Source organism: Paenibacillus sp. cl123 (assembly GCF_900101595.1).
Classification (GTDB): domain Bacteria; phylum Bacillota; class Bacilli; order Paenibacillales; family NBRC-103111; genus Paenibacillus_G.
In genome coordinates this window covers 110,861-130,244 of sequence record NZ_FMYY01000013.1, presented here as the reverse complement: position 1 = coordinate 130,244, position 19,384 = coordinate 110,861, and the positions used below count along the sequence as shown (strand labels likewise).

Genomic DNA, 19,384 nt, shown 5'->3' with positions numbered 1-19,384 from the left:
ATATTCGATTATTTCGAATGCTGATATAATAGAAAAGGAGATGCGGCCAGAGACTCATGCCGCTGGTATGATTTTTTACATGATTCGACACACACGGACTTTTACATAAGGAGAGAGATGTTCTTGCGCAAAACGATTGCCCTGCTGTCACTAACGGCCGCCACGCTTGCCGTTCCATGCCTATCCCCGGCCCTCCCTGTCTCCCTGGGGTCTTCCGTTCAAGCGGCCGCTGCCTCACCGTCGCTTGTCGTGAGCGGCAATGCGGTACAAGGAGATGTCCCATTCTATCTCGGCGGAGCAAGCGGAGCTACTTTGTTTGCACCGGCCAGGCTGGTGCTCGAGGCTTTAGGCTATACGGTCACTTGGAAACAAGAGGAACAGTTATTATTCGCCCAGCTTCAGGATGCGACCGTCCAGCATAAGCCGGGAGGCGCTGCCTGGACCGTGAACGGTCACTCCTTCGTGCTAAGCGATGCTTCGGTCATGCGTGACGGGACAGTATGGATGCCCGTGCAGCCTGTCATGGAGACGCTCGGCCAAGAGCTGAAGTGGAGTTCTCTGACTTCCACCCTGTATGTCAAGCCCTCTTTCGTCGCCTCGGTGCAGGAAACGCTGAGCTACGGCTATACCCGGCTCAGCTATGAGGGCGAAACCTCGGATGGCCTCCGGCATGGCGAAGGCAAGCTGTATCTGGACGGCAAGCTGTGGTATGAGGGCAGCTTCCGCCACAACAAGCTCAACGGCGGAGGCAAGCTGTACATCAATGGCCAGCTCCGGTACGAAGGCGGCTTTTCCGACGACCGGCCGGATGGCAAGGGCAAGCTGTATTTGGCCAGCGGCTCCGTCTATGAAGGAGATTTCCGCGGCGGGCAGCAGACGGGCAAGGGCGCCTAGTACGGCGCAGGCGGTCAGCCCCGTTATGATGGCGAATGGGTCAACGGTTTGATGGAAGGCGCCGGACATGTCTACAATGAGCAGGGCGAGCTCGTATACTCCGGCGAGATGAGACAGAACCGTCAGCATGGCATGGGCGTCGCTTTCGCCAAAGCAACCCGTGAAGCGGCGGGCAGCGCGACAGGCGCTCAAACCGGCAAAACCGATAAGCCGGTCAAAATTTATGAAGGCCAGTGGGCGGACAATGTCCGTTCAGGCACCGGAAAGTCGTTTGACAGCTCAGGCAAGCTGGAGTATTTGGGCAATTGGAGCAATGACAAGAAGGACGGCGAAGGCCTTGCTTACAAGGTATCGGACAAGGACTGGGCCAAAGAAAACGAGAACGGCGAGCTGATCGCTCAGGCGTTGGAGACGACAGAGATCCGGCAGGTTACTTACAGCAAGGGCATCAAGATCGCCGAAGGCGACAAATACCTCCACACGGGTCCCAAGCTGGCTGATGGAACACCGCATGGAGCTGGCGTTCTTTATTACGATTCCGGCGTCAATATAGCTTCAGCGCTCGGATCCCTGCTGGATACGGTCATCTATTACGAAGGCGTATTCGTCCAAGGCCGGATGACTGGCGAAGGCAAGCTCTTTGACAAAAAGGGCAAGCTCGTCTACGAGGGGCAGATCGTCGACGGCAAGCGAAGCGGCCGCGGCAAGAGTTATGAAAACGGCATTCTCGCCTACGAGGGAGAATGGTCGGGAGACCAGCGCTCCGGACTGGGCCGCCGCTACACATACGATAAGTCGTATACAGGCTCCGATTTTACGGGCAGCTCCTCTCTGCTCATGTATGAAGGCCGGTTTGCCGCTGACAAAGAAACCGAGCAGATTGCGGTTTACCGCCACTACGGCAATTTCGTGGACGGGCTCCCGGATGGATACGGTTCTGTGATGCTGGTGCATGACTATAAACACGACACCGGACCCAAGTCGCTGGACAAAGAGCAGGGTCTCGCTTGGCTGATCTATGAAGGAGAGTTCCGCAAGGGCTTGCGTGAAGGCAAAGGCAAGCTGTACGAGGACAATAAGCTGGTGTATGACGGGGAGTTCCGCAAGGGCTTGCGTGAAGGCACCGGTACTTCCTACGAGGACGGCCTGGTTTATAAAGGTCCGTTTGCAGCCGACCTCAAAGAGGGCGAAGGCGAGATGTTTGATGCTTTCGAAACGCTGCGCTTTGCAGGCACATTCAAGAAAGGGAAGAAAACCGGCTTCGGCCGTCTGTATTCCGAGAACGGACTCTTAACCTACGAAGGCCAATTCAAGAACGACTGGAAGCACGGCTACGGCAAGCTGTTCGGCGCCGATGGCAAAACGCCTTTCTACCAAGGGGAGTTCCGCGACGATAAAACGCTGAGCCAATATTTGCAGGACCTAAAAGAGAAATCTCAATAAGGAGGGGCCGCATGAGTTACAAACCTATCCCATGGCTGGCGTTTCTGCTGCTCGTCTTCGCTGCGCTTGGATGGAGCAGCCCCGCCGAGGCCGCCGCCGGCTCCAAGGATAAAGACACGGTTACCGTCAGCGCCGCCGCCTACGGTCCGAAGCTGGCCGCGCTCTACACCAGCCCTGAGCTGGCCTTGGGATTCAATCCGGACGAGAGAAACTACTCCATCTCCGTCCCTTATGATGTCAAGCAGATTAGCCTGTGGGCGAGATCCGAGGATTCGCAGGCCTCTGTCACCATCAACGGCAAGCTCGTGGGCTGGAACGACAACTTCACGACCTCCTTGGAGGTCGGCAGCAATACGATTACCATCAACGTATCGCTTTTGGGCGAGCGGGGACAATACGAAATTAAGATCAACCGTCAGGCAGGCGCTACCGACGACTCTCTGGGCAGCCTGTCCGCCAGTCCCGGACGGATGTACCCGTCCTTTAGCCCGAATACAACCGAGTACACGCTGTATATCGACTATCCGATCGAATACGCTTATGTCACCGCCTATGTACGCAATAAGGATAAGGCGACACTGCAATTCAACGGTCAAGCCTTCCCGGACGGGTCGACAGTCAGCAACAAGAAGCCGCTGACAACCGGAGAAACAAGCCTTGTCATCACAGTGGTCGCCCAGAACGGCAATTCTACGGCCTACACAATCACAATCAAGCGGGGTGGCCCAACCAGCCACCCGATGCCGAGCGGCAGCAGCGGCACCTTCGACGTGCAGCCCATTGCCAAGACAAGCACCGACCGGCTCACCGAACCGTTCGGCGTGAAGAAAGTGCAGCTCGACATCGCGCTGGCACCCTATCAATCGGCCTTGGCCGCAGCCAATAACGAAGCTGTGCTCGTAGACGGCACAGCCAGCCAGCTCCGTCCCTATATGGAAGTCAAGCTGCTGTCCGAGCTGTGGAGAGCGGCAGCCGCCAACAACAAAACGCTGCTCGTTCATACCAACGAGGTCGATATCTCGCTGAAGCCTTTGGCGCTCCCGCAAAGCACGGCGGACGCTTCCGTACTGCTGACAGTAAAGCCCGTCGACCTGACTGCCCGCAAGGAATGGACCAGCAGGCCCTCGTCTGCTGGTCGTACGATCGGCGCATTCGAGCTGGGCCTGGAGTCGGTCGGTGAAGATACGGCGCGCTGGGCTCGTCCGATGACGACCGCGCTGAAGCTGGACCCTCTCAGCATCACGCAAGCCTCAAAGCTGGGCGCTTACCGGTATGATGAGCCTGCTCATACGTGGGTTTTCCTGGGCGGGGAGCTGAAGAAGGGCAACCGGTTCGAATTTCAGACCGATACGCTCGGGTTGATTGCCGTTTTCGAGGAGAATAGGTCTTATAGTGATATTCAGGGGCATTGGGCGGAGTCCTACATCTCCATCATGACATCCAAACAGATCGCAGGCGGAGTAGGCGAAGGAAAATTTGCGCCGGATGAACAAGTCACCCGGGCGGAGTTCGCTTCGATGCTCTCCCGGACGATGAATTTGCAGGAGACGGCGTCTGTTCCGTTCCCCGACGTTCCGGCGGACGCCTGGTACCGGTATGACATAGCGAAGGCGGTATCGGCAGGGCTGATCGAAGGACTGGACAACGGCTCGTTCCTCCCCCAGGCTACCATTACCCGCGAGCAGATGGCCGCGATGATGATGCGTGCCTACAGCTTGAAGACCAAGATTCGGCAGCAGGATATTTTACTCCCGCCCGGCTCCAGGTTCAGCGATGAAAGTGACGCGGCAGACTGGGCTTTGCGAAGCGTTCGACTGGCCGACGCCGTCGGATTGATGAACGGAGCGGCGGGCGGCGCCTTCCATCCGAAACAAACCGCTACCCGGGCTGAAGCACTCGTTGTGCTTTACCGGCTGATGAACAAGGAGATTCCGCGGCCATAAGCTTTGAATCACCGAGGCTGTCCTTCTTTGGATAAGAGGGACAGCCTTTTGGCTAATATTTCACAAGCAAAATGTCGAAATAGGAATATAGTATACTAGATGAAGTTGTCCACTATCATAAGCAGTTCTGCTATTTATGACACAAAGGAGCGATGCACCAATGAGATGGCGACTGCATAATTGGCGTAGCGGACGAATACGTCTCGTGTATCTCATCATCGGACTGGTCATTGCTTCGATGCTAGGCACGACTTGCATACAAACGTTCGTAGGCTTTCGTTCGGATCTGCAATCCTTGTCCTCGACTACGCTTACCCTTAATGTGGAGGCGGCGGCCAAGATGAGCGCAACGCTGGATTCGATGATCAACTCTATGAATGTCAGTCTGAAAACAACGGCCGCTTACCTCGCGGAGCATCGGGAGCATGGACAGGCGCTGCAGCAGCAGCTCGATCTGCTGAGGGATACCGGGGGACATTTCAATTCGCTCTTCGTGCTTGGAAGCGACGGAATCGTCGAACAGATATCCCCCTCAGCCGTCGGCATCGTCGGCCAGCGGCTGAGTGCGGAAGCTATTCCCGAACCGTCGCTCCTGCAGCAACCCTATATATCGAAGCCTTACCGAGGGCTTACCAATCGTATGATCATGCTGATGACTTATCCGATTTTCGATCAAGGCACCGGCCAATTTCTCGGACTGGTCGGCGGAAGCATCTATTTGCAGGAGTCGAATGTGTTGAATAGCGTGCTCGGCAACACTGCCGCCCATCAATCGGGATCGTATGTCTATGTGGTCGATCAGGCCGGCCATCTCATCTATCACCCTGAGACCGAACGGCTGGGCGACAATGTAAGCAGCAACAAGGTCGTACAGAAGGTCAAACAAGGTTTGTACGGAAGCGAGGATGTCATCAATACGCAAGGAAACCGTTTTCTCGCCGGCTATTCGCCTGTGAAGGGAACCGGCTGGGGCATCATCGTCCAATCCCCGTATGACGGCATTTATCAAGCTTCTGTAAATACCGTCAAGCGTCAAGCGATGTATTCGCTGCCGTTCTGGCTGACTTTTTTGCTGGTGGTGATATTAATAGCGCGGTTGCTGACGGTTCCTTTTACCGTGCTTTCGGAGGCAGCCGAGCAAATCTCCAAGGGTAAGCGGGTCAGCGAGCCTCCGTTCCGCAGCCATTGGAACTATGAAGCGAACCAGTTAAACAAAACGACCATGCTGGCGATGCAAGGTCTTCAGGATCAGGCCGAGCATTACGCCGCCCAAGCGAAGATCGATCCGCTGACCGGCCTTACCAACCGGCGGACGATGGACCAATATACCGGCCTGTGGGTCAAGGAACGGCGGCCCTTCGCCATGATGACGCTCGATATCGACCGGTTCAAGGCAGTTAACGACACTTATGGGCATCAGGCAGGGGATGAGGTGCTGCGCATGCTGGCCGCCAGGATGGGAGCGGCTACGAAGCCGACGGATATTTGCTGCCGCTACGGCGGCGAGGAGTTTGTCATCCTGCTGCCGGATACCAGCAGGGAAGAAGCGTATCGGATCGCGGAGCAAATCCGCAGCTCAATGGCTGCTTCGGTCAGCCCTACGGGGAAGCCCGTCACCGTCTCCATCGGCGTAGCCGGCTTCCCTTCCGACAGCTCGAACATTCAAGAGCTGTTTCAATTCGCCGACCGCGCGCTGTATCAAGCGAAGCAGTCCGGCAGGAACCGGGTCGTCGTACACGGAAGACCGCATCCGCCGGAGCGATGAATCAAGCGCCGCGTCCGTCCCCTCTCTTCGCGTTCACGGCAGCTCCGCGAGCCGGCCGGACCCGGCCAGCCGCGGAATCACCGCCCTTCAAACCTATCCATGAGCCTGTATCGCAGCGGATGTGGCGGTTCCGTCCGCCCCTCCCGCCTGGAGCTGATACATATGATAATACCTTCCTCCGCGCTGCATCAGCTCTTCATGAGTACCCCGCTCGACGATCTCTCCGCGGTGCAGCACCAGGATGAGGTCGGCTTCCCGGATCGTAGACAGCCGATGAGCGATAATAAAGGTCGTCCTGCCTTGGCTGACTACGCGAAGCGCCTCTTGGATAAGTCCCTCCGTCTCGCTGTCGATGCTCGCAGTCGCTTCATCCAGAATGAGGATAGCCGGATCGAAGGCCAGCGCGCGGGCAAACGAAATCAGCTGCCGCTGCCCTGCGGACAACGTGCTGCCCCGCTCGACGACGGGCTCATCGTATCCGCCCGGCAGCTGCTCGATAAAGCCTGCCGCTCCGACATCGGCCAGCGCCTGGCGCACCTGCTCCGCCGTGATATTCTTATTGTACAGGCTGACATTAAACTTGATATCGCCGGCGAACAGAAAGGGGTCCTGCAGCACGATGCCCATATGCTTGCGCAGCGATTGCTTCGAAATCTCGCGAATATCGCGATCATCGATCCGGATATGTCCGTCCGTAGGCTCGTAGAAGCCCAGAAGCAAATTCATAATCGAGCTTTTGCCCGATCCGGTGTGCCCGACGAGGGCCACGGTTTCTCCTTTGCTGGCTTCGAACGAAATATTGCGCAGCACCGGCTCCCCCGGCTTATAGCCGAAGGTTACCTTGTCGAATACAACCCGGCCTTCGGGCCTTTTCACTTCCTCCGGCTCCGACGGCGCATGGGCTGCTTCCGCCGTGTCCTCATCCAGCAGCTGGAATACTTTCTCCGAAGATACGATCGCACGCTGGGCGTTCATCAGTTGATCGAATATGCCGATGATCGGCTGGAAAAATCGCCCCAAATAATCGATGAATGCATAGAATACCCCGAAGGAAATGGCGGATTGCAGAGATTGCCCTCCGAAGTACCAGACGATACAGGCCGTAAACAAAGCGCCGACCAGCCCCGTGAAGTTCCGTGAAGAGAGCGAAAATACGCGCATATTCCTAATATTGTTGATATAGCGGTCCTGATTGAGCGCGTCGAACTCCTCCATCCGGTTCTTCTCCTGACGGAAGGCTTGGATGATCGGCATCACCGCAATCGACTCGCTGATCATCGCATTCATGTCGCTGAGCCGCGCGCGCATCACGGAAACGTATTTCTTCGTATACTTCAGATGCACGGTCATCACGACCGCGAACAGCGGCAGGAACAGCAGCGTGAGCAGCGCCAGCCGCACATCCAGGATAAATAATGCGATATAGATGCCGAGCAGCGTGATCAAGCTGACAACGAATGTGGCCATAAAGCTGATAAACAGATCGCGCACCGCCTCGGTATCATTGGCTATCCGCGACACAACTTGCCCGATCGGCGTATTGTCGAAATACCGGACAGGCATCTTCTGGATATGCGTCATCAGATCGATCCGCATCCGCCGGATCATGCGCAGGGCGGTCGATTGCAGCGTGTAACTCTGCGCAAAGTGGAGCAAACTGCCGGTGAACAACAGCGCGATATAAATGCCCAGCAGCCCGAAGGCAGGCATGATGTCATGCTGGTAAAACCGGGCGGATTCGCCCGTTGTCAGCTTGCGGGCGCTGAGCTCCTGCACGCTGCCATTTTGTGCGGTGCCCTTCAGCACAGCCAGGCCCCCGGCCTCCGCCTCCCGCTCCAGCGTCCAGACGAGCTCCTCGCCAGGCGGCGTCTGCAGCACATACATCCCCCGTCCGAGCTGTACGACTCGCGCATCGGCCCCTTCACTGAAAGGATTGCTTTCCCACGACCTACTTTCCAAGTAAGCATTCATCCAGTCCGAGCGGACGTACACATCGCCTTCGAACTCGATCCGCTTCACCTCGGCGGGCAGTCCGGCTCCGGCAGCAGCGCCGAAATGCTTCCACGGAAGCGCAATGCTGCCGATATGCCGGTCGATCATCGTCTTCATCAGATAAGGACCGGCCAGCTCCGCGCCCACGGCCAGGCAAAGCACCAGAAGCGCGGCGGTTATCCGGTACTTGTAAAGCAGTGTATACCGAAGCAGCCGGCGCAATACCGGCGTCTTGGCCTTCGGGTTTTCCTCCATCAATCATGCTCCTCCTTTCTTATTCCTGCATGCTCAGCCTGTCGAGTCGAGCAAGTTCGCCTCCAGCTGCTGCCGCTCGAACTGCTCCTTATACCAGCCCCCCAGCAGCATGAGCTGCTCATGTGTGCCCTCTTCCACGATACGTCCATCTTCCAGCACTACGATCCAATCGGCATGCATAACGGCAGACAGCCGGTGCGACGCGATCAGGGTCGTTTTGCCCGCTCTCTCCGAGCGAATGCTGCGGAGAATGGCGCTTTCCGTCCGGGCGTCCACAGCCGACAACGAATCATCGAGCAGCAAAATTTCCGGATCGGTCAGCAGCGCCCGTGCGATGCTCACCCGCTGCTTCTGGCCGCCGGACAGCATGACTCCGTTCTCCCCGACGATGGTGCCAAGTCCTTCAGGAAGATGCCGGACATCCTCCGTGAACGAGGCCATCGCGATCGCGCGGGCTATCTCTTCATCCGTCGCCTCCGGCTTGCCGAGCGCAATATTGGCGCGCACTGTCTTGGACAGCAGCAGATGCTCCTGCGACACATACCCGATCCAGCTGCGGATGCGCTGGATCGATAGCCGCTCCACCGGTATCCCGGCCAGCAGCACCGTCCCCGGCTCCGCCGGGTAATAACGCAGCAGCTGCTTGAGCAGCGTGCTCTTCCCGCTGCCCGTCCGTCCGACGATGCCCAGCGTCTGTCCCCGCTCCAGAAACAGCGATACGTTCTTCAAGCTGTCGGAGGCGGCTCCGGGGTAACGGAAGGTCAGCGACCGCAGCTCGATGGAATCGGGAACAGCGACCTCAATCGGCTCCGCCGGCTCACGGACATCCGCTGTCTGGGCGAAGCTTTTCTCCAGACGGTCGACGGAAGCCGTGCCGCGCTGCAGCACGTTGACAAATTCCCCGAAAGCGATCATCGGCCAGATCAGCATGCCCAGATAAATATTGAACGAGACAAGCTGTCCCAGCGTCAGCTCGCTGTAGAACACAAGATAAGCCCCGTACCCGTTGCCGATCGCGAAGCTCAGGCCCACAATCGACGAGATGACCGGATGGAACAGCGCATTGATAATCGCTACGCGGCGGTTTTTCTCCATGACGTCTTCCGTTACCTGCTTAAACGCTTCCAGGTCGTGCGATTCCTGCACATAAGAGCGGATAACCCGCAGGCCGGAGATCGATTCCAGCGCCTGGTCATTCATCTTGCCGAACGCCGCCTGGGCCGCAATAAAACGCTTGCGCATCTGCTTGCCAAGCACGCCGATCAGCAGGGATACGAACGGCAGAGGGATAAGCGACACCAGCATCAGCTTCCAGCTGATCGTCGACACCATCGTGATGATCACCACCAGCGTGCCCACTATCGTATTGGCCAAGGTCATGACGCCATACCCCGCCGTCTGCCCGATCGCCACAATATCGTTGGTGGCCAGCGCCATCAGCTCTCCCGTGCTGTTGCGATGGAAAAAGGACGGCGTCATGCGCATCAGATGCGACAGCAGTCTGCTGCGCAGCATCCGCTCCAGCAGCGAGGAATTGCCGAACAATGTCGTGATCCATATGTAAGTCATCACATAAAGCAGCACGGCCAGGCCGATCAGCGTCAGCACGCTGCTCTGCAGCTCGCCCGCGCTCAGCGTTCCCGTTCGGATCTGGTCAATAATGGTGCCGATCATCTTGGGGGGAATAATGTTCAGCACACTGACCGTGGACATGAGGACAATGGCCAGCACGTACCATTTCCAGCGAATGCTGAAAAACCAGGCTAATTGTCTGATAAATACCATCAGGGATATTCTCCTTCCCTTGTCCCTTCCGGCCGCCTTCGGCTCCGAATCAAAGCGGCCTTATAGGATCATTTGTTCCCATAAGCTGTACTATACCATAATATGGGTGAGTTGCCACGCGAATTTTTAATTCGCAATTATTCTCCCCGCTCCCGGCCCTGGCCTGGATAGGGCCGCCGCCCGCCAGCGAAGCCCCTCCGTCACAGCCGGACCCGGTTGAACGCCTTGCTCCACACCAGCGCGTTCAGCCCCAGCAGCAGCGCCATATACAGATACACCCCGTAAGCCAGCCAGGTTGCGGCGAAGTGTGCACCCAGAAACGCGCCCAGCAGAAGCAGCAGCGGCAGCACCTTCAGCCCTTCGCCGGAGCCCGAGCTGAACGGCTCCGTAAACGGCATTCGCTTGCCAAGCATCAGCCAGCACAGCACCGTATACAGCAGCGAGCCCAGCAGAACCGCGATCAGGTCGGGGATGATCCGCGCGCCGAACAGCACGGCAAATACGCCTCCGACAATCACATAGACAGGGAAATACAGCCGGATCAGAAACGCCTTCAGCGTTCCCTTGAATACCGGAGCCAAGTTGGCCAAAGGAACGGCCTTGAACAGCCATGCCCCCTTATAAGTCCCGGAATAACGAAGCAGCATGGCGACCGTCGGGATCACGATCATCGTAAAATAAATTATCAGATACGAGCGTCCCGCCGCAATCTCCGCCCATTCGTTCCCCCGCAGCCCGTTCAGCAGAAACAGGAACGGGAACACGATGGAGAAGCCCAGCGAAGGGTATGCCTTCAGCTTGAACTCCCGCTCCTGGCTCATCATCGAAGCGGCGAACCGGAAGAAGCTGCGCTCCTCCTTGCTCCGGCACACCAGCTTCGCTGCCCGATCCATCAAGCCGCCCTTCCCCTGCCTGCGGGTACCGCCCTGATGGGACAGCTTCTGCAGTCCGCGCTCGAACGCGGGCATAAGCCGGACGTAAAGCACCAGCGCCGCCAGCGGGACAACCAGCGCCAATACGGAGAAGGCCACGGTGTATGCTTCTCCTCTGCCATGCAGCAGCAGCTCGTACGGCGCCCCAAACCAGACGGGCGGCAGAAGCAGCTGCCACCAGGCCGGGGAAAACTCGATACGAAGCATGTCGGAGAATTCGAAAGACCGGACGGCCAGCTGATAGCCGACCGACATCATGACCGTCAGCACGATCTGCACATAATTGATCATATCCTTGAGCTTCTCCCCGTCGAAGAAGCGCAGGATAAATAGGTATGCCAATGCCGTCAGAACAAGAACCAGCACATCCATCAGGATGATCTCCAGCGCGAATATCGCCGCGAAGCCGATGCCGTGTCTGACGGCGCCCGCAATCAGCGGCCCGATCGTCAGAGCCCCTGTCAGGAAGCTCAGGTAGATGGCGATATGAACGGCCTTGGCCATGGTGGCCGTACGGGCATTTACCGGTCGGGTCAACAAAATCGGCTTGTCCCGGATATCGAGCAGCACGGCGGAGAAGTCGCTGATCATGGAGGTCATCAGCATGAACATCAGCACACTGAACACGAGGAGCATCTGGAACATAAAATGGTCGCCGATCACAACGAAGGGGACGGTAAGCAGCCCCATGATGATATAGATCCAGAGCGATTTCAGAAAGTAATTTTCCTCGCCGTCCCGCTTCCCCGCCTTCTTATTCTGCGCCTGATACAAGGTCGGCACCCTGCGGCGGTCCATGGTCAGCTTCACCTGCAAAATCTTTCTCATGACGACATAATCGACGTTCAGCCTCTCGAATACCGGACGCAGCCGGTCCAATAGGCGCAGCGTGCGGAAATCCCTCATCGGTCAGTCCTCCTGTACGATGGAGACGAACTGCTCGGCGATCTGCTTATGCTCGTGGAAGCCGGTCAGCTGATTGAATATATCCTCCAACGTCCCTTCTCTGGATTGCTCCTTCAGCTCCTCGAAGCTTCCGTCCGCAGCCACCTGACCGTCATGCAGCAGCACGATGCGGCTGCTGATCTTCTCCACGACCTCCATAATGTGAGAAGAATAGAAGATCGTTTTTCCGCGGGCCGAGAGCTGGGTCAGGATTTCCTTCACGATCATCACGCTGTTGGCATCCAATCCGCTTAACGGCTCGTCGAAAAACAGCAGATCCGGGTTATGCAGCAGACTCGAGATCAGCAGGACCTTCTGGCGCATGCCCTTGGAGAAGGAGGCGATCCGGTCGTCATAGCTGGACGCCAACCCGAACATCCCCATCAGCCGCTCCGCCTTCCTATCGGCGCTGTCCCCATCCAGGCCGTACAGCTCCCCGACAAAGGTCAAATATTCGCGGGCCGTCAAATTATCATAGACCTCCACCACCTCGGGCACGTAGCCGATCCTTCCTTTATAACCGACATCGCCACCTGCGATATCCCGTCCGAATATCCGGACTTCTCCCGTATAGCCTTGAACAAGTCCAAGCATGATCTTGACCGTCGTGCTCTTGCCTGCTCCGTTCGGGCCTATGTACCCGATAATTTGCCCGGGGTATACATCCAGATCGATACCTTTAAGCACATACCGGTCCTCATATTTCATTCTCAGATCTCTCAGAGACAAAACAGGCTTATTTCCAACTTCCATCTGGTTTCACCTTCTTTGACAAGGATATCCATATTGTAGCACGCCCATGTCAGGAAGCGCGAACCGGCGGACACGCCTCCGGGGGCGGACGGATTGGCAAAGGAATGGATAATGGGCAGACCCGGACGGGTATACTAACGGGCGTATCGCAAGCTAGAAGGAGGAGACAGGCGACTTATGGCCAACCATAAAGACATGCAGCCCGTATCGGGCGAGGAAGTTGAAACCGACGGCATCTATGAGAACGAGTGGGGCCGCGAGGAAACGTTGAAGCGCGGGGATGAATTCCCGTTTGATCCTGTCATGGGCCAGACCGAATGGGAGCTGACGAGCCTCGCCCTGGAAAGCCAGGAGGATGATATGTACAAGGACACCAAGCCCAACACCAAGAAACGGATGCATCTGAACATCGGCACTCAGGAGCAGGAGGATTAGCCCGCACTCGTGCAACGTGCGCAAAGCGCCGCCCCCCATCCAGGGAGCGGCGCTTGTTTATGCCGGCTTATCCGTTTACTCGGCATGCATGATCTTGATCAGGTTCGTGGAGCCGGACTTGCCGATCGGCACGCCCGCCGACACGATAACAAGGTCGCCGGATTCGACGATGCCGGCGGCCTTGCCGCTGGCGATGGCGCCTTCGAACATCTCGTCCGTCGTCCGCACAGCGCCTCCGACAATCGGCGTTACGCCCCATACCAGACTAAGACGCCGCGCTATATGCTCATCCGGAGCGACCGCCACGATCGGCGCGCTGGGGCGGTACTTGGACACCATCCGCGCCGTAAATCCGCTCTCCGTCGGCGTCACGATCGCCTTGGCTTCCAGCTCCAGCGAGGAGCTGACGACCGCTTGGCTGATCGCTTCGGTGATGTTCGTCTGCTGCAAAGCCGCTTTCTTCACGAACAGCTCGCGGTAGTCGAGCGAATCTTCCATCCGGCTGGCGATCGAAGCCATCGTGCGCACCGACTCCAGCGGATATTTCCCTGCCGCCGTCTCGCCCGACAGCATGATGGCATCCGAGCCATCGAGCACCGCATTGGCCACGTCGCTGGCCTCCGCCCTGGTCGGACGAGGATTCGACTGCATCGAATCGAGCATATGCGTAGCGGTAATGACGGGCTTGCCGGCCAGATTGCACTTGTGAATCATCATTTTCTGAATATGCGGCACATCCTCTACCGGCACTTCGACGCCGAGATCGCCCCGTGCGACCATAAGCCCGTCCGACGCCTCAAGAATGGCATCCAGCTCGTCGACGCCCTCCTGATTCTCGATCTTGGAGATGATCTGAATATGCCCCGCGCCCAGCTCTTCCAGCAAGCGGCGGATTTCCAGCACATCCTCCGCTTTCCGGACGAAGGAAGCCGCGACAATATCTACCCCTTCCTCCACGCCGAAGCGGATATGCTCCACATCGCGCGCCGTTACGCCGGGCAGCGACGTATGCGTGCCGGGCAAGTTGACACCCTTGCGCGGCTTGATCAAGCCTCCGTTCAGAATCCGGGTATGAATCTCCGTGCCTTCCACCGTCTCGACCGCCAGCTCGATCAGCCCGTCGTCCAGCAAGATGCGCGAGCCCGGACGCACATCCCGGGTCAGCTCGGCATAATTGACCGCGATCCGCTCCCCGTCGCCTTCGATCTGTTCGGTCGTCAGCGTCAGACGATTGCCGGTCTCCAGCATATATGAGCTATCCTTCAGCTTGCCGATCCGGATCTCCGGCCCCTTGATATCCAGCAGCACGGCGATCGGTCTGCCCGTCTCCCGCTCCGCTTCGCGCACCTTCACGATCCGCTGGCGCTGCTCGTCCAAATCCCCGTGCGCCATATTGAGCCTGGCCACATTCATGCCCGCCCGGATCATTTCCTTCAGCATCGGCACTTGATCACAGGCGGGTCCCATCGTACATACAATTCGAGTTTTCGGCAGCTTAAACATCTTCATTTCCCTCCATAAGTAGGCTTCACGCTCAGGTTGTCGATGTCATTGTACTGCCGGGAGACCTTATTGACTATGAATTATAGTCCTTATCCTGTATTATAGTATGATCATCAAGAACATGAGACTTGAAACAAAGGCGGTGCTATATGCTCCGGATGAAGTCGGTCACCCATCACGCAGGGTCCACGCCCTGGTTCGAGGAAAGCGGCGCAAATCGCGAAGCCAGCTGGTTCCTTATTCTGATCGGATACGGGAAATGCGTCTACTGGCTGGAGGAAGAGAAGGCGCTGCTGGAAAAGGGAGATGCGCTGTTGATCCCGGCCGGCGTACGCTTTTACGGCAAGAGCATCCCTTCTCTGTCGCATGAAAAGTACGTCGTCACCTTTCAACCCCGGCTCCCGGAACCGTCTCCAGCTCCCGCCGAACCGTCCGCGTCCGGCCCGGACCAGCCTCCGGCGCTGCCGCTGCTGCGGCTGGCAAGCTTCGTGCATCTGCGCCCCGGCTCCTCGGAGCTGCTGCTCAGCCGTCTGCAGCTGATGCATCGGAACTGGACCGAGCGCCTGCCTTATTACGAGGTCATGGCGCAAGCCTTGCTGCTGGAGACGCTGACTTTGCTGAACCGCGAGCTGGACCGCGGCCCTCATTCGTCGGCCCGTCATCAGCTTGCGGAGCATATGCGAGCTTATATCAAGCAGCATTACCGGCGCAAGATAACCAAGGAGGAGCTGGCCGCCGTCACCGGCAAAAGCCCAAACTACTGCGCCACCCTGTTCCGCCAGGTAACCGGAGAGACTATCAGCGATTATGTGCATGCCGTCCGGATCAAAACGGCTATCGCCATGCTGCGCCACTCCCGCCTGACCGTGAGCGATATCGGGGAATACGTCGGTTATGCCGATGTCTCGTATTTTCACCGCATCTTTCGCCGCATGACGGGCAACCCCCCGAGCTTCTATATGAAGGAACGGGAGGAGCCGCAGACGTAAGACCAGCCGTTGAGCGAGGCCATATAAGCCGGTCGGCCTCGCGTGATGACAGCCGGGCAGGGTCATCATGAGCAGAGGGCTGTCCCGATCGTATTTTCATAAAAAATACGGGCTCGTCTGTTTCACCCGGACAAGGAAGGGGTAATCATAGGCAAGTGGGAAGTGCTGATTATATAAATCAAACGGCGGAGGCAATCCGAAAGGTTGATGGTAATCATGAAAACCACGTTGAGGAAGAAACGCTTAAAATGGTTTCGTTTCCTGTCCGGTAAAGTACCCTAGCAATTGGAAAATTGCTTAGATAACAAGTTTTCAAGTAATCATGCACTCCCACGAGAAAGCCCTGCAGCGAAGTCTGCAGGGCTTTCATCTGTTGGCGGCTCGGGTTCGGCTGCTGCGCCGCGCCTATAACCGATCGTGCGGGAGGAACTGTCATCCCTGCGCGGCAGCCATATTGGCGGTCAAGCGATCCAGTTGAAGCAGATGATGACGATAATGCATCTCCACCAGCCTGAACCATTCGCCGGCATTTAATCCTCCGAATCGGGGATGGTCCACCGTATACCGCGCAGCCGACGGTCCGACTAATGGCTGCAGCTCCCTCATCCGCTCCAGCACTTGCTCCAGGCCCTGCGCCAGTTGTTCCTTGCGCTCAGGCTGGGCCGGCGTATACGCCGGCGAAGCAGGGACCCGGATACGTATAGGAGGAAAACTTCCCTGCTGAAATACCGCCTGGCCCGCTTCGCTTTTCTCTCCCTCTCCTGTGAGAGGACTTCCCTCCGGATCAAGACACAGCTCGATATTTCGGATATGCATATGCCGAGAAGCCCCGATCAGATGCATATACATCTGTCCGATCGACCACTCCTCTTCATCAGGCTTGCATAGCAATTGCTCCATGCTGAAAGTCTCCAAGCGCTGAATATAATATTTCGTGGTTTCTTCCAAACGCTGCAAGGTGTCCATCGTGGTAGGCATAGTGAAAACCAGCTCCTTTTCTTTGTCTGGTTCCACTATACCTGACTGCTACTGACAGCATTATGTCAGTAGCGTTCAAGAAGCTTGACGGCTTCTTCGCGCACCCGGCAGCGCAGCGATTCGGGCTCAAGCACCTCCGCGTCCGCCCCCCAGCCGAGGACCCACTGCAGCACGTCTTCGGGCTGCCGGACATGCAGCGTGACCAGAAGGCCGGCTTCGTCATCTTCCATCGCAGTCAGATAGAAGCTCCCTGCTTCTTTGACCCGATCCGCTATTTCCGGCTGAACCCGGAGGACGACCTTCAGATGCCGGTCATTCTCGGGCTGATAGGTTTGCAGCTCGAAATCGGGCGGCCGGACGAACTTGTCGTCCCGAACATTCAGCCTGCTCATCCGGGACAGCCGGAAGTGGCGGAGCTCGCGCCGCAGCTCGCAGCGCGCGAGCAGTATCCAGGCTCCCCGGACGAGGACAAGTCCGTACGGGTCGGCGGTGCGGTGACTCTGCCTGCTGGCCAAGTCGCCGGTTCCCCCTTTCGCGTAATCGAAATCCACTTTCCGCTCCTCCAAAACAGCGCGGCGCAAAGCATGAATATACGCCCGCTCGGTTCGGCCGATTCGGCGGGCATCGGCTTCCAGCAGCCTCATCGCAGCGCCGGTCCGCTTGGCTTCGCTCAGAATGGCTGCGGGCAGCACCGCTTCGACCTTCTCTCTGGCGCTCCGCGCATAACCTGCATACCCTTCATCGAACCACTGCTCGACAAACTCCATGCCGATCAGTACCGTTACGGCTTCGTCCCCGGTCAAGCTTACAGGGGGCAGGAAGTAGCCCTCCATCAAGGAGTAGCCGACTCCCGGAGCGCCAATAACCGGAACCCCCGCTTCGCTCAAGGCTTGAACATCCCGATAGATTGTCCTCACGCTGGTTTCGAATCGGGCGGCCAGATCTTCAGCCCGCAGCGTTCCTTTTCGCTGCAGCTCGAGGACGATAGCCAGCAGCCGGTCCGTTTTGTTCATGACTGACACTCCCCTTCCCGAAACTTCTGTATCCGGGCCATTTTTGGTCAAGACTCAAATCGACAAATAGCGACATAACGAATAAAATGAGGAGAAGGACTTGCTTTACAGGAAGGAGGGCTTGGCTTGACCTTTAAAGAAGCGGCGCTGCCCCTGCTCGTTTATTTGCTGCCCATGCTGTTTTTCGTCTACATGGGGACCGATGTGCTGCTGCGCAATCCGAAGAAAACCGAGCATCGTCTTGTCAGCCTTATCATCGCCTGCTATTTCCTGCTTTTTCTGGAGGAGTATGTCCGGCAGCTGCTGCCAGTTTCTTACAGCCCCCTTCTGTCGGCCTTGTGGTTTTCAAATGTAGGCATCGCGATCCCGGGACTGGGCTTCCATCTCTTCGTCAAATTCTCCGGGATGGACAAGCTTATGCCGAGGTGGCTGTACCCTTATCTCTTTTATACGCCGCTTCTCGTCGTGCCCTTGTCTTTTCTAAGCAGGCAGCGATTTATTTCCGCTCATGAATTCAGCGTAATCGGCCTTTGGAAGTGGCCGGTGTATAACATGCCTTATTATATCGCGTTGACGGCCAGCGTTCTGGTCAGCCTCCTGTCATTGGCTGTTCTGTTCCATGGCAGAACCCAAGCCCGCTCGCCGGAGCACCGGGCTATCTTCAACCAGCTGATCATCGCCTCGATCGTGACGAATGGGTGGATCGCTGTTTTCGGCTATTTCCGATTCGGAGAGATACTGCCTCCTTATCCCTACATATTCGGGGGGATCGTCTGGTGTTTCCTGCTTCGGCATGCTATGAAGAAGTATGAATTTCTGCATTTCAACAACCAGCGGTATGAGAAGCTGTTTCACTTGAATCCGGCGGCTATCCTGCTCATTGGACCCGGCGGAGTGATAAGAGAGGCGAACCCGAGCGCCAGGCAGCTGTTCCATCATATCGATCTTGCCCGCACCGGGCTTGGAGGCCTCGCAAGCGCCGAGCTGATCGAGAGATTGCGTGAGAAACAGGCTATCCGGGAGCTGGAGACCACGATTCGCAACGGAAAACATTAGGAGGATGTGCTGATCGATGGCGATTATGTAACCGTAGACAATGAGCCGCATGCGATTCTGATCATCCGCAATATTACGCTGCAGAAGGAGTCTCAGCGGCAGATTTCCTTTCTCGCCTATCATGATCCGCTGACCCGGCTTCCGAACCGCAGGTACTTCTACGAGAAGCTGACGGATGCGATACGGCTGGCCCACGCCGAGAAACATCAATTAGCCGTCATTCTCGTCGATCTCGATCAGTTCAAGGAGACAAACGACCGTTACGGTCATGAAGCGGGAGACGAGGTGCTGCGGCAGACGGCCCGCATCATCGGCGAGATGGCGGCCAAGGCTGGAATGTCGGCCCGCCTGGGCGGCGATGAATTCGTCATCTATTTGAGCCCTGTCGCCTCGCTCTCATCCGTCCATGCGATGATCCGTCAGCTGGAGACGGCCATTTCGCAAACGGTTGTGCCTTACGGAAAAGAGCAGCTTCCTATCGGCATGAGTATCGGAGCAAGCCTGTATCCGGATGACGGCCTGGATGCCGACACCCTCCTGAGCAGCGCGGATAAGGCGATGTACCGTGTGAAGCATACCCGCAAGCAACGGCTGCGGGGGGATGGCCGAGGGCTTGGCCGATCGGAGGAGGACCCTTCCGCCGATCGTAGCGGCGCTTGAGTGTGGAGCTTGCTTGGGCGGGGAGCCGGCGCCCGGGCTTGCA

The 19,384-nt window shown here is 57.4% G+C and carries 15 protein-coding genes; 8 read left to right on the top strand and 7 right to left on the bottom strand.

Features of this window, described 5'->3' with window-relative positions; genetic code table 11:
• Window positions 1–123: 123 nt before the first annotated feature.
• The 4 genes from BLR08_RS19525 (at window position 124) to BLR08_RS19510 (ending at window position 6,045) form a co-directional block, all read left to right on the top strand.
• Window positions 124–894: a stalk domain-containing protein gene (locus tag BLR08_RS19525; protein WP_072333745.1), complete on the top strand. Its 771-nt coding sequence runs from the start codon at window positions 124–126 to the stop codon at window positions 892–894.
• A 51-nt stretch (window positions 895–945) separates the two neighbouring features.
• Window positions 946–2,337, top strand: a complete 1,392-nt coding sequence (locus BLR08_RS32145; RefSeq protein ID WP_143014420.1) for an MORN repeat-containing protein — start codon at window positions 946–948, stop codon at window positions 2,335–2,337.
• Between the two features lie 11 nt (window positions 2,338–2,348).
• Window positions 2,349–4,280 (top strand): S-layer homology domain-containing protein, encoded by a 1,932-nt coding sequence (locus BLR08_RS19515; protein WP_072333739.1) that lies wholly within the window; start codon window positions 2,349–2,351, stop codon window positions 4,278–4,280.
• Between the two features lie 160 nt (window positions 4,281–4,440).
• On the top strand, window positions 4,441–6,045 hold the full coding sequence (locus BLR08_RS19510; protein WP_072333736.1) for a sensor domain-containing diguanylate cyclase: 1,605 nt from the start codon (window positions 4,441–4,443) through the stop codon (window positions 6,043–6,045).
• 93 nt (window positions 6,046–6,138) lie between these two features.
• Here the strand turns inward: BLR08_RS19510 and BLR08_RS19505 are convergent, their stop codons facing one another.
• From BLR08_RS19505 to BLR08_RS19490, 4 genes are all read right to left on the bottom strand, one after another.
• Complete coding sequence (locus BLR08_RS19505; RefSeq protein ID WP_072333733.1) at window positions 6,139–8,292, bottom strand: ABC transporter ATP-binding protein; 2,154 nt, start codon at window positions 8,290–8,292, stop codon at window positions 6,139–6,141.
• Window positions 8,293–8,325: 33 nt separating this feature from the next.
• Complete coding sequence (locus BLR08_RS19500) at window positions 8,326–10,077, bottom strand: ABC transporter ATP-binding protein (RefSeq protein ID WP_072333730.1); 1,752 nt, start codon at window positions 10,075–10,077, stop codon at window positions 8,326–8,328.
• A gap of 200 nt (window positions 10,078–10,277) precedes the next feature.
• Complete coding sequence (locus tag BLR08_RS19495) at window positions 10,278–11,915, bottom strand: hypothetical protein (protein ID WP_072333727.1); 1,638 nt, start codon at window positions 11,913–11,915, stop codon at window positions 10,278–10,280.
• Between the two features lie 3 nt (window positions 11,916–11,918).
• The gene (locus BLR08_RS19490) at window positions 11,919–12,707 is read right to left on the bottom strand and encodes an ABC transporter ATP-binding protein (protein ID WP_072333724.1); all 789 of its coding nucleotides are present in this window, start codon (window positions 12,705–12,707) and stop codon (window positions 11,919–11,921) included.
• Between the two features lie 177 nt (window positions 12,708–12,884).
• On the opposite strand from BLR08_RS19490, the gene BLR08_RS19485 reads away from it, so the two are divergent.
• Window positions 12,885–13,142: a hypothetical protein gene (locus BLR08_RS19485; protein WP_072333721.1), complete on the top strand. Its 258-nt coding sequence runs from the start codon at window positions 12,885–12,887 to the stop codon at window positions 13,140–13,142.
• 75 nt (window positions 13,143–13,217) lie between these two features.
• On the opposite strand, the gene pyk is transcribed toward BLR08_RS19485, so the two are convergent.
• Window positions 13,218–14,636 carry a pyruvate kinase gene (gene pyk / locus BLR08_RS19480; protein WP_072333884.1) on the bottom strand — a complete coding sequence of 473 codons (1,419 nt, stop codon included), beginning with the start codon at window positions 14,634–14,636 and terminating at the stop codon, window positions 13,218–13,220.
• 158 nt (window positions 14,637–14,794) lie between these two features.
• On the opposite strand from pyk, the gene BLR08_RS19475 reads away from it, so the two are divergent.
• Window positions 14,795–15,634, top strand: a complete 840-nt coding sequence (locus BLR08_RS19475; protein ID WP_072333717.1) for a helix-turn-helix transcriptional regulator — start codon at window positions 14,795–14,797, stop codon at window positions 15,632–15,634.
• Window positions 15,635–16,066: 432 nt separating this feature from the next.
• On the opposite strand, the gene BLR08_RS19470 is transcribed toward BLR08_RS19475, so the two are convergent.
• The gene (locus BLR08_RS19470) at window positions 16,067–16,612 is read right to left on the bottom strand and encodes a DinB family protein (RefSeq protein ID WP_072333714.1); all 546 of its coding nucleotides are present in this window, start codon (window positions 16,610–16,612) and stop codon (window positions 16,067–16,069) included.
• Window positions 16,613–16,677: 65 nt separating this feature from the next.
• Window positions 16,678–17,625, bottom strand: a complete 948-nt coding sequence (locus BLR08_RS19465; protein WP_072333711.1) for a helix-turn-helix transcriptional regulator — start codon at window positions 17,623–17,625, stop codon at window positions 16,678–16,680.
• A gap of 126 nt (window positions 17,626–17,751) precedes the next feature.
• On the opposite strand from BLR08_RS19465, the gene BLR08_RS19460 reads away from it, so the two are divergent.
• Together BLR08_RS19460 and BLR08_RS19455 are read left to right on the top strand one after the other, a co-directional pair.
• The gene (locus BLR08_RS19460; protein ID WP_072333708.1) at window positions 17,752–18,681 is read left to right on the top strand and encodes a PAS domain-containing protein; all 930 of its coding nucleotides are present in this window, start codon (window positions 17,752–17,754) and stop codon (window positions 18,679–18,681) included.
• A gap of 6 nt (window positions 18,682–18,687) precedes the next feature.
• A complete protein-coding gene (locus BLR08_RS19455; RefSeq protein ID WP_072333705.1) occupies window positions 18,688–19,341 on the top strand; it encodes a GGDEF domain-containing protein in 654 nt (217 codons plus the stop codon).
• The last annotated feature ends 43 nt before the right edge of the window (window positions 19,342–19,384 follow it).

Coding starts and splice junctions, on each gene's coding strand:
- BLR08_RS32145 (WP_143014420.1), top strand. CDS start 946: ATGGAAGGCGCCGGACATGTCTACAATGAGCAGGGCGAGCTCGTATAC.
- BLR08_RS19515 (WP_072333739.1), top strand. CDS start 2,349: ATGAGTTACAAACCTATCCCATGGCTGGCGTTTCTGCTGCTCGTCTTC.
- BLR08_RS19510 (WP_072333736.1), top strand. CDS start 4,441: ATGAGATGGCGACTGCATAATTGGCGTAGCGGACGAATACGTCTCGTG.
- BLR08_RS19505 (WP_072333733.1), bottom strand. CDS start 8,292: ATGGAGGAAAACCCGAAGGCCAAGACGCCGGTATTGCGCCGGCTGCTT.
- BLR08_RS19500 (WP_072333730.1), bottom strand. CDS start 10,077: ATGGTATTTATCAGACAATTAGCCTGGTTTTTCAGCATTCGCTGGAAA.
- BLR08_RS19495 (WP_072333727.1), bottom strand. CDS start 11,915: ATGAGGGATTTCCGCACGCTGCGCCTATTGGACCGGCTGCGTCCGGTA.
- BLR08_RS19490 (WP_072333724.1), bottom strand. CDS start 12,707: ATGGAAGTTGGAAATAAGCCTGTTTTGTCTCTGAGAGATCTGAGAATG.
- BLR08_RS19485 (WP_072333721.1), top strand. CDS start 12,885: ATGGCCAACCATAAAGACATGCAGCCCGTATCGGGCGAGGAAGTTGAA.
- BLR08_RS19475 (WP_072333717.1), top strand. CDS start 14,795: ATGCTCCGGATGAAGTCGGTCACCCATCACGCAGGGTCCACGCCCTGG.
- BLR08_RS19470 (WP_072333714.1), bottom strand. CDS start 16,612: ATGCCTACCACGATGGACACCTTGCAGCGTTTGGAAGAAACCACGAAA.
- BLR08_RS19465 (WP_072333711.1), bottom strand. CDS start 17,625: ATGAACAAAACGGACCGGCTGCTGGCTATCGTCCTCGAGCTGCAGCGA.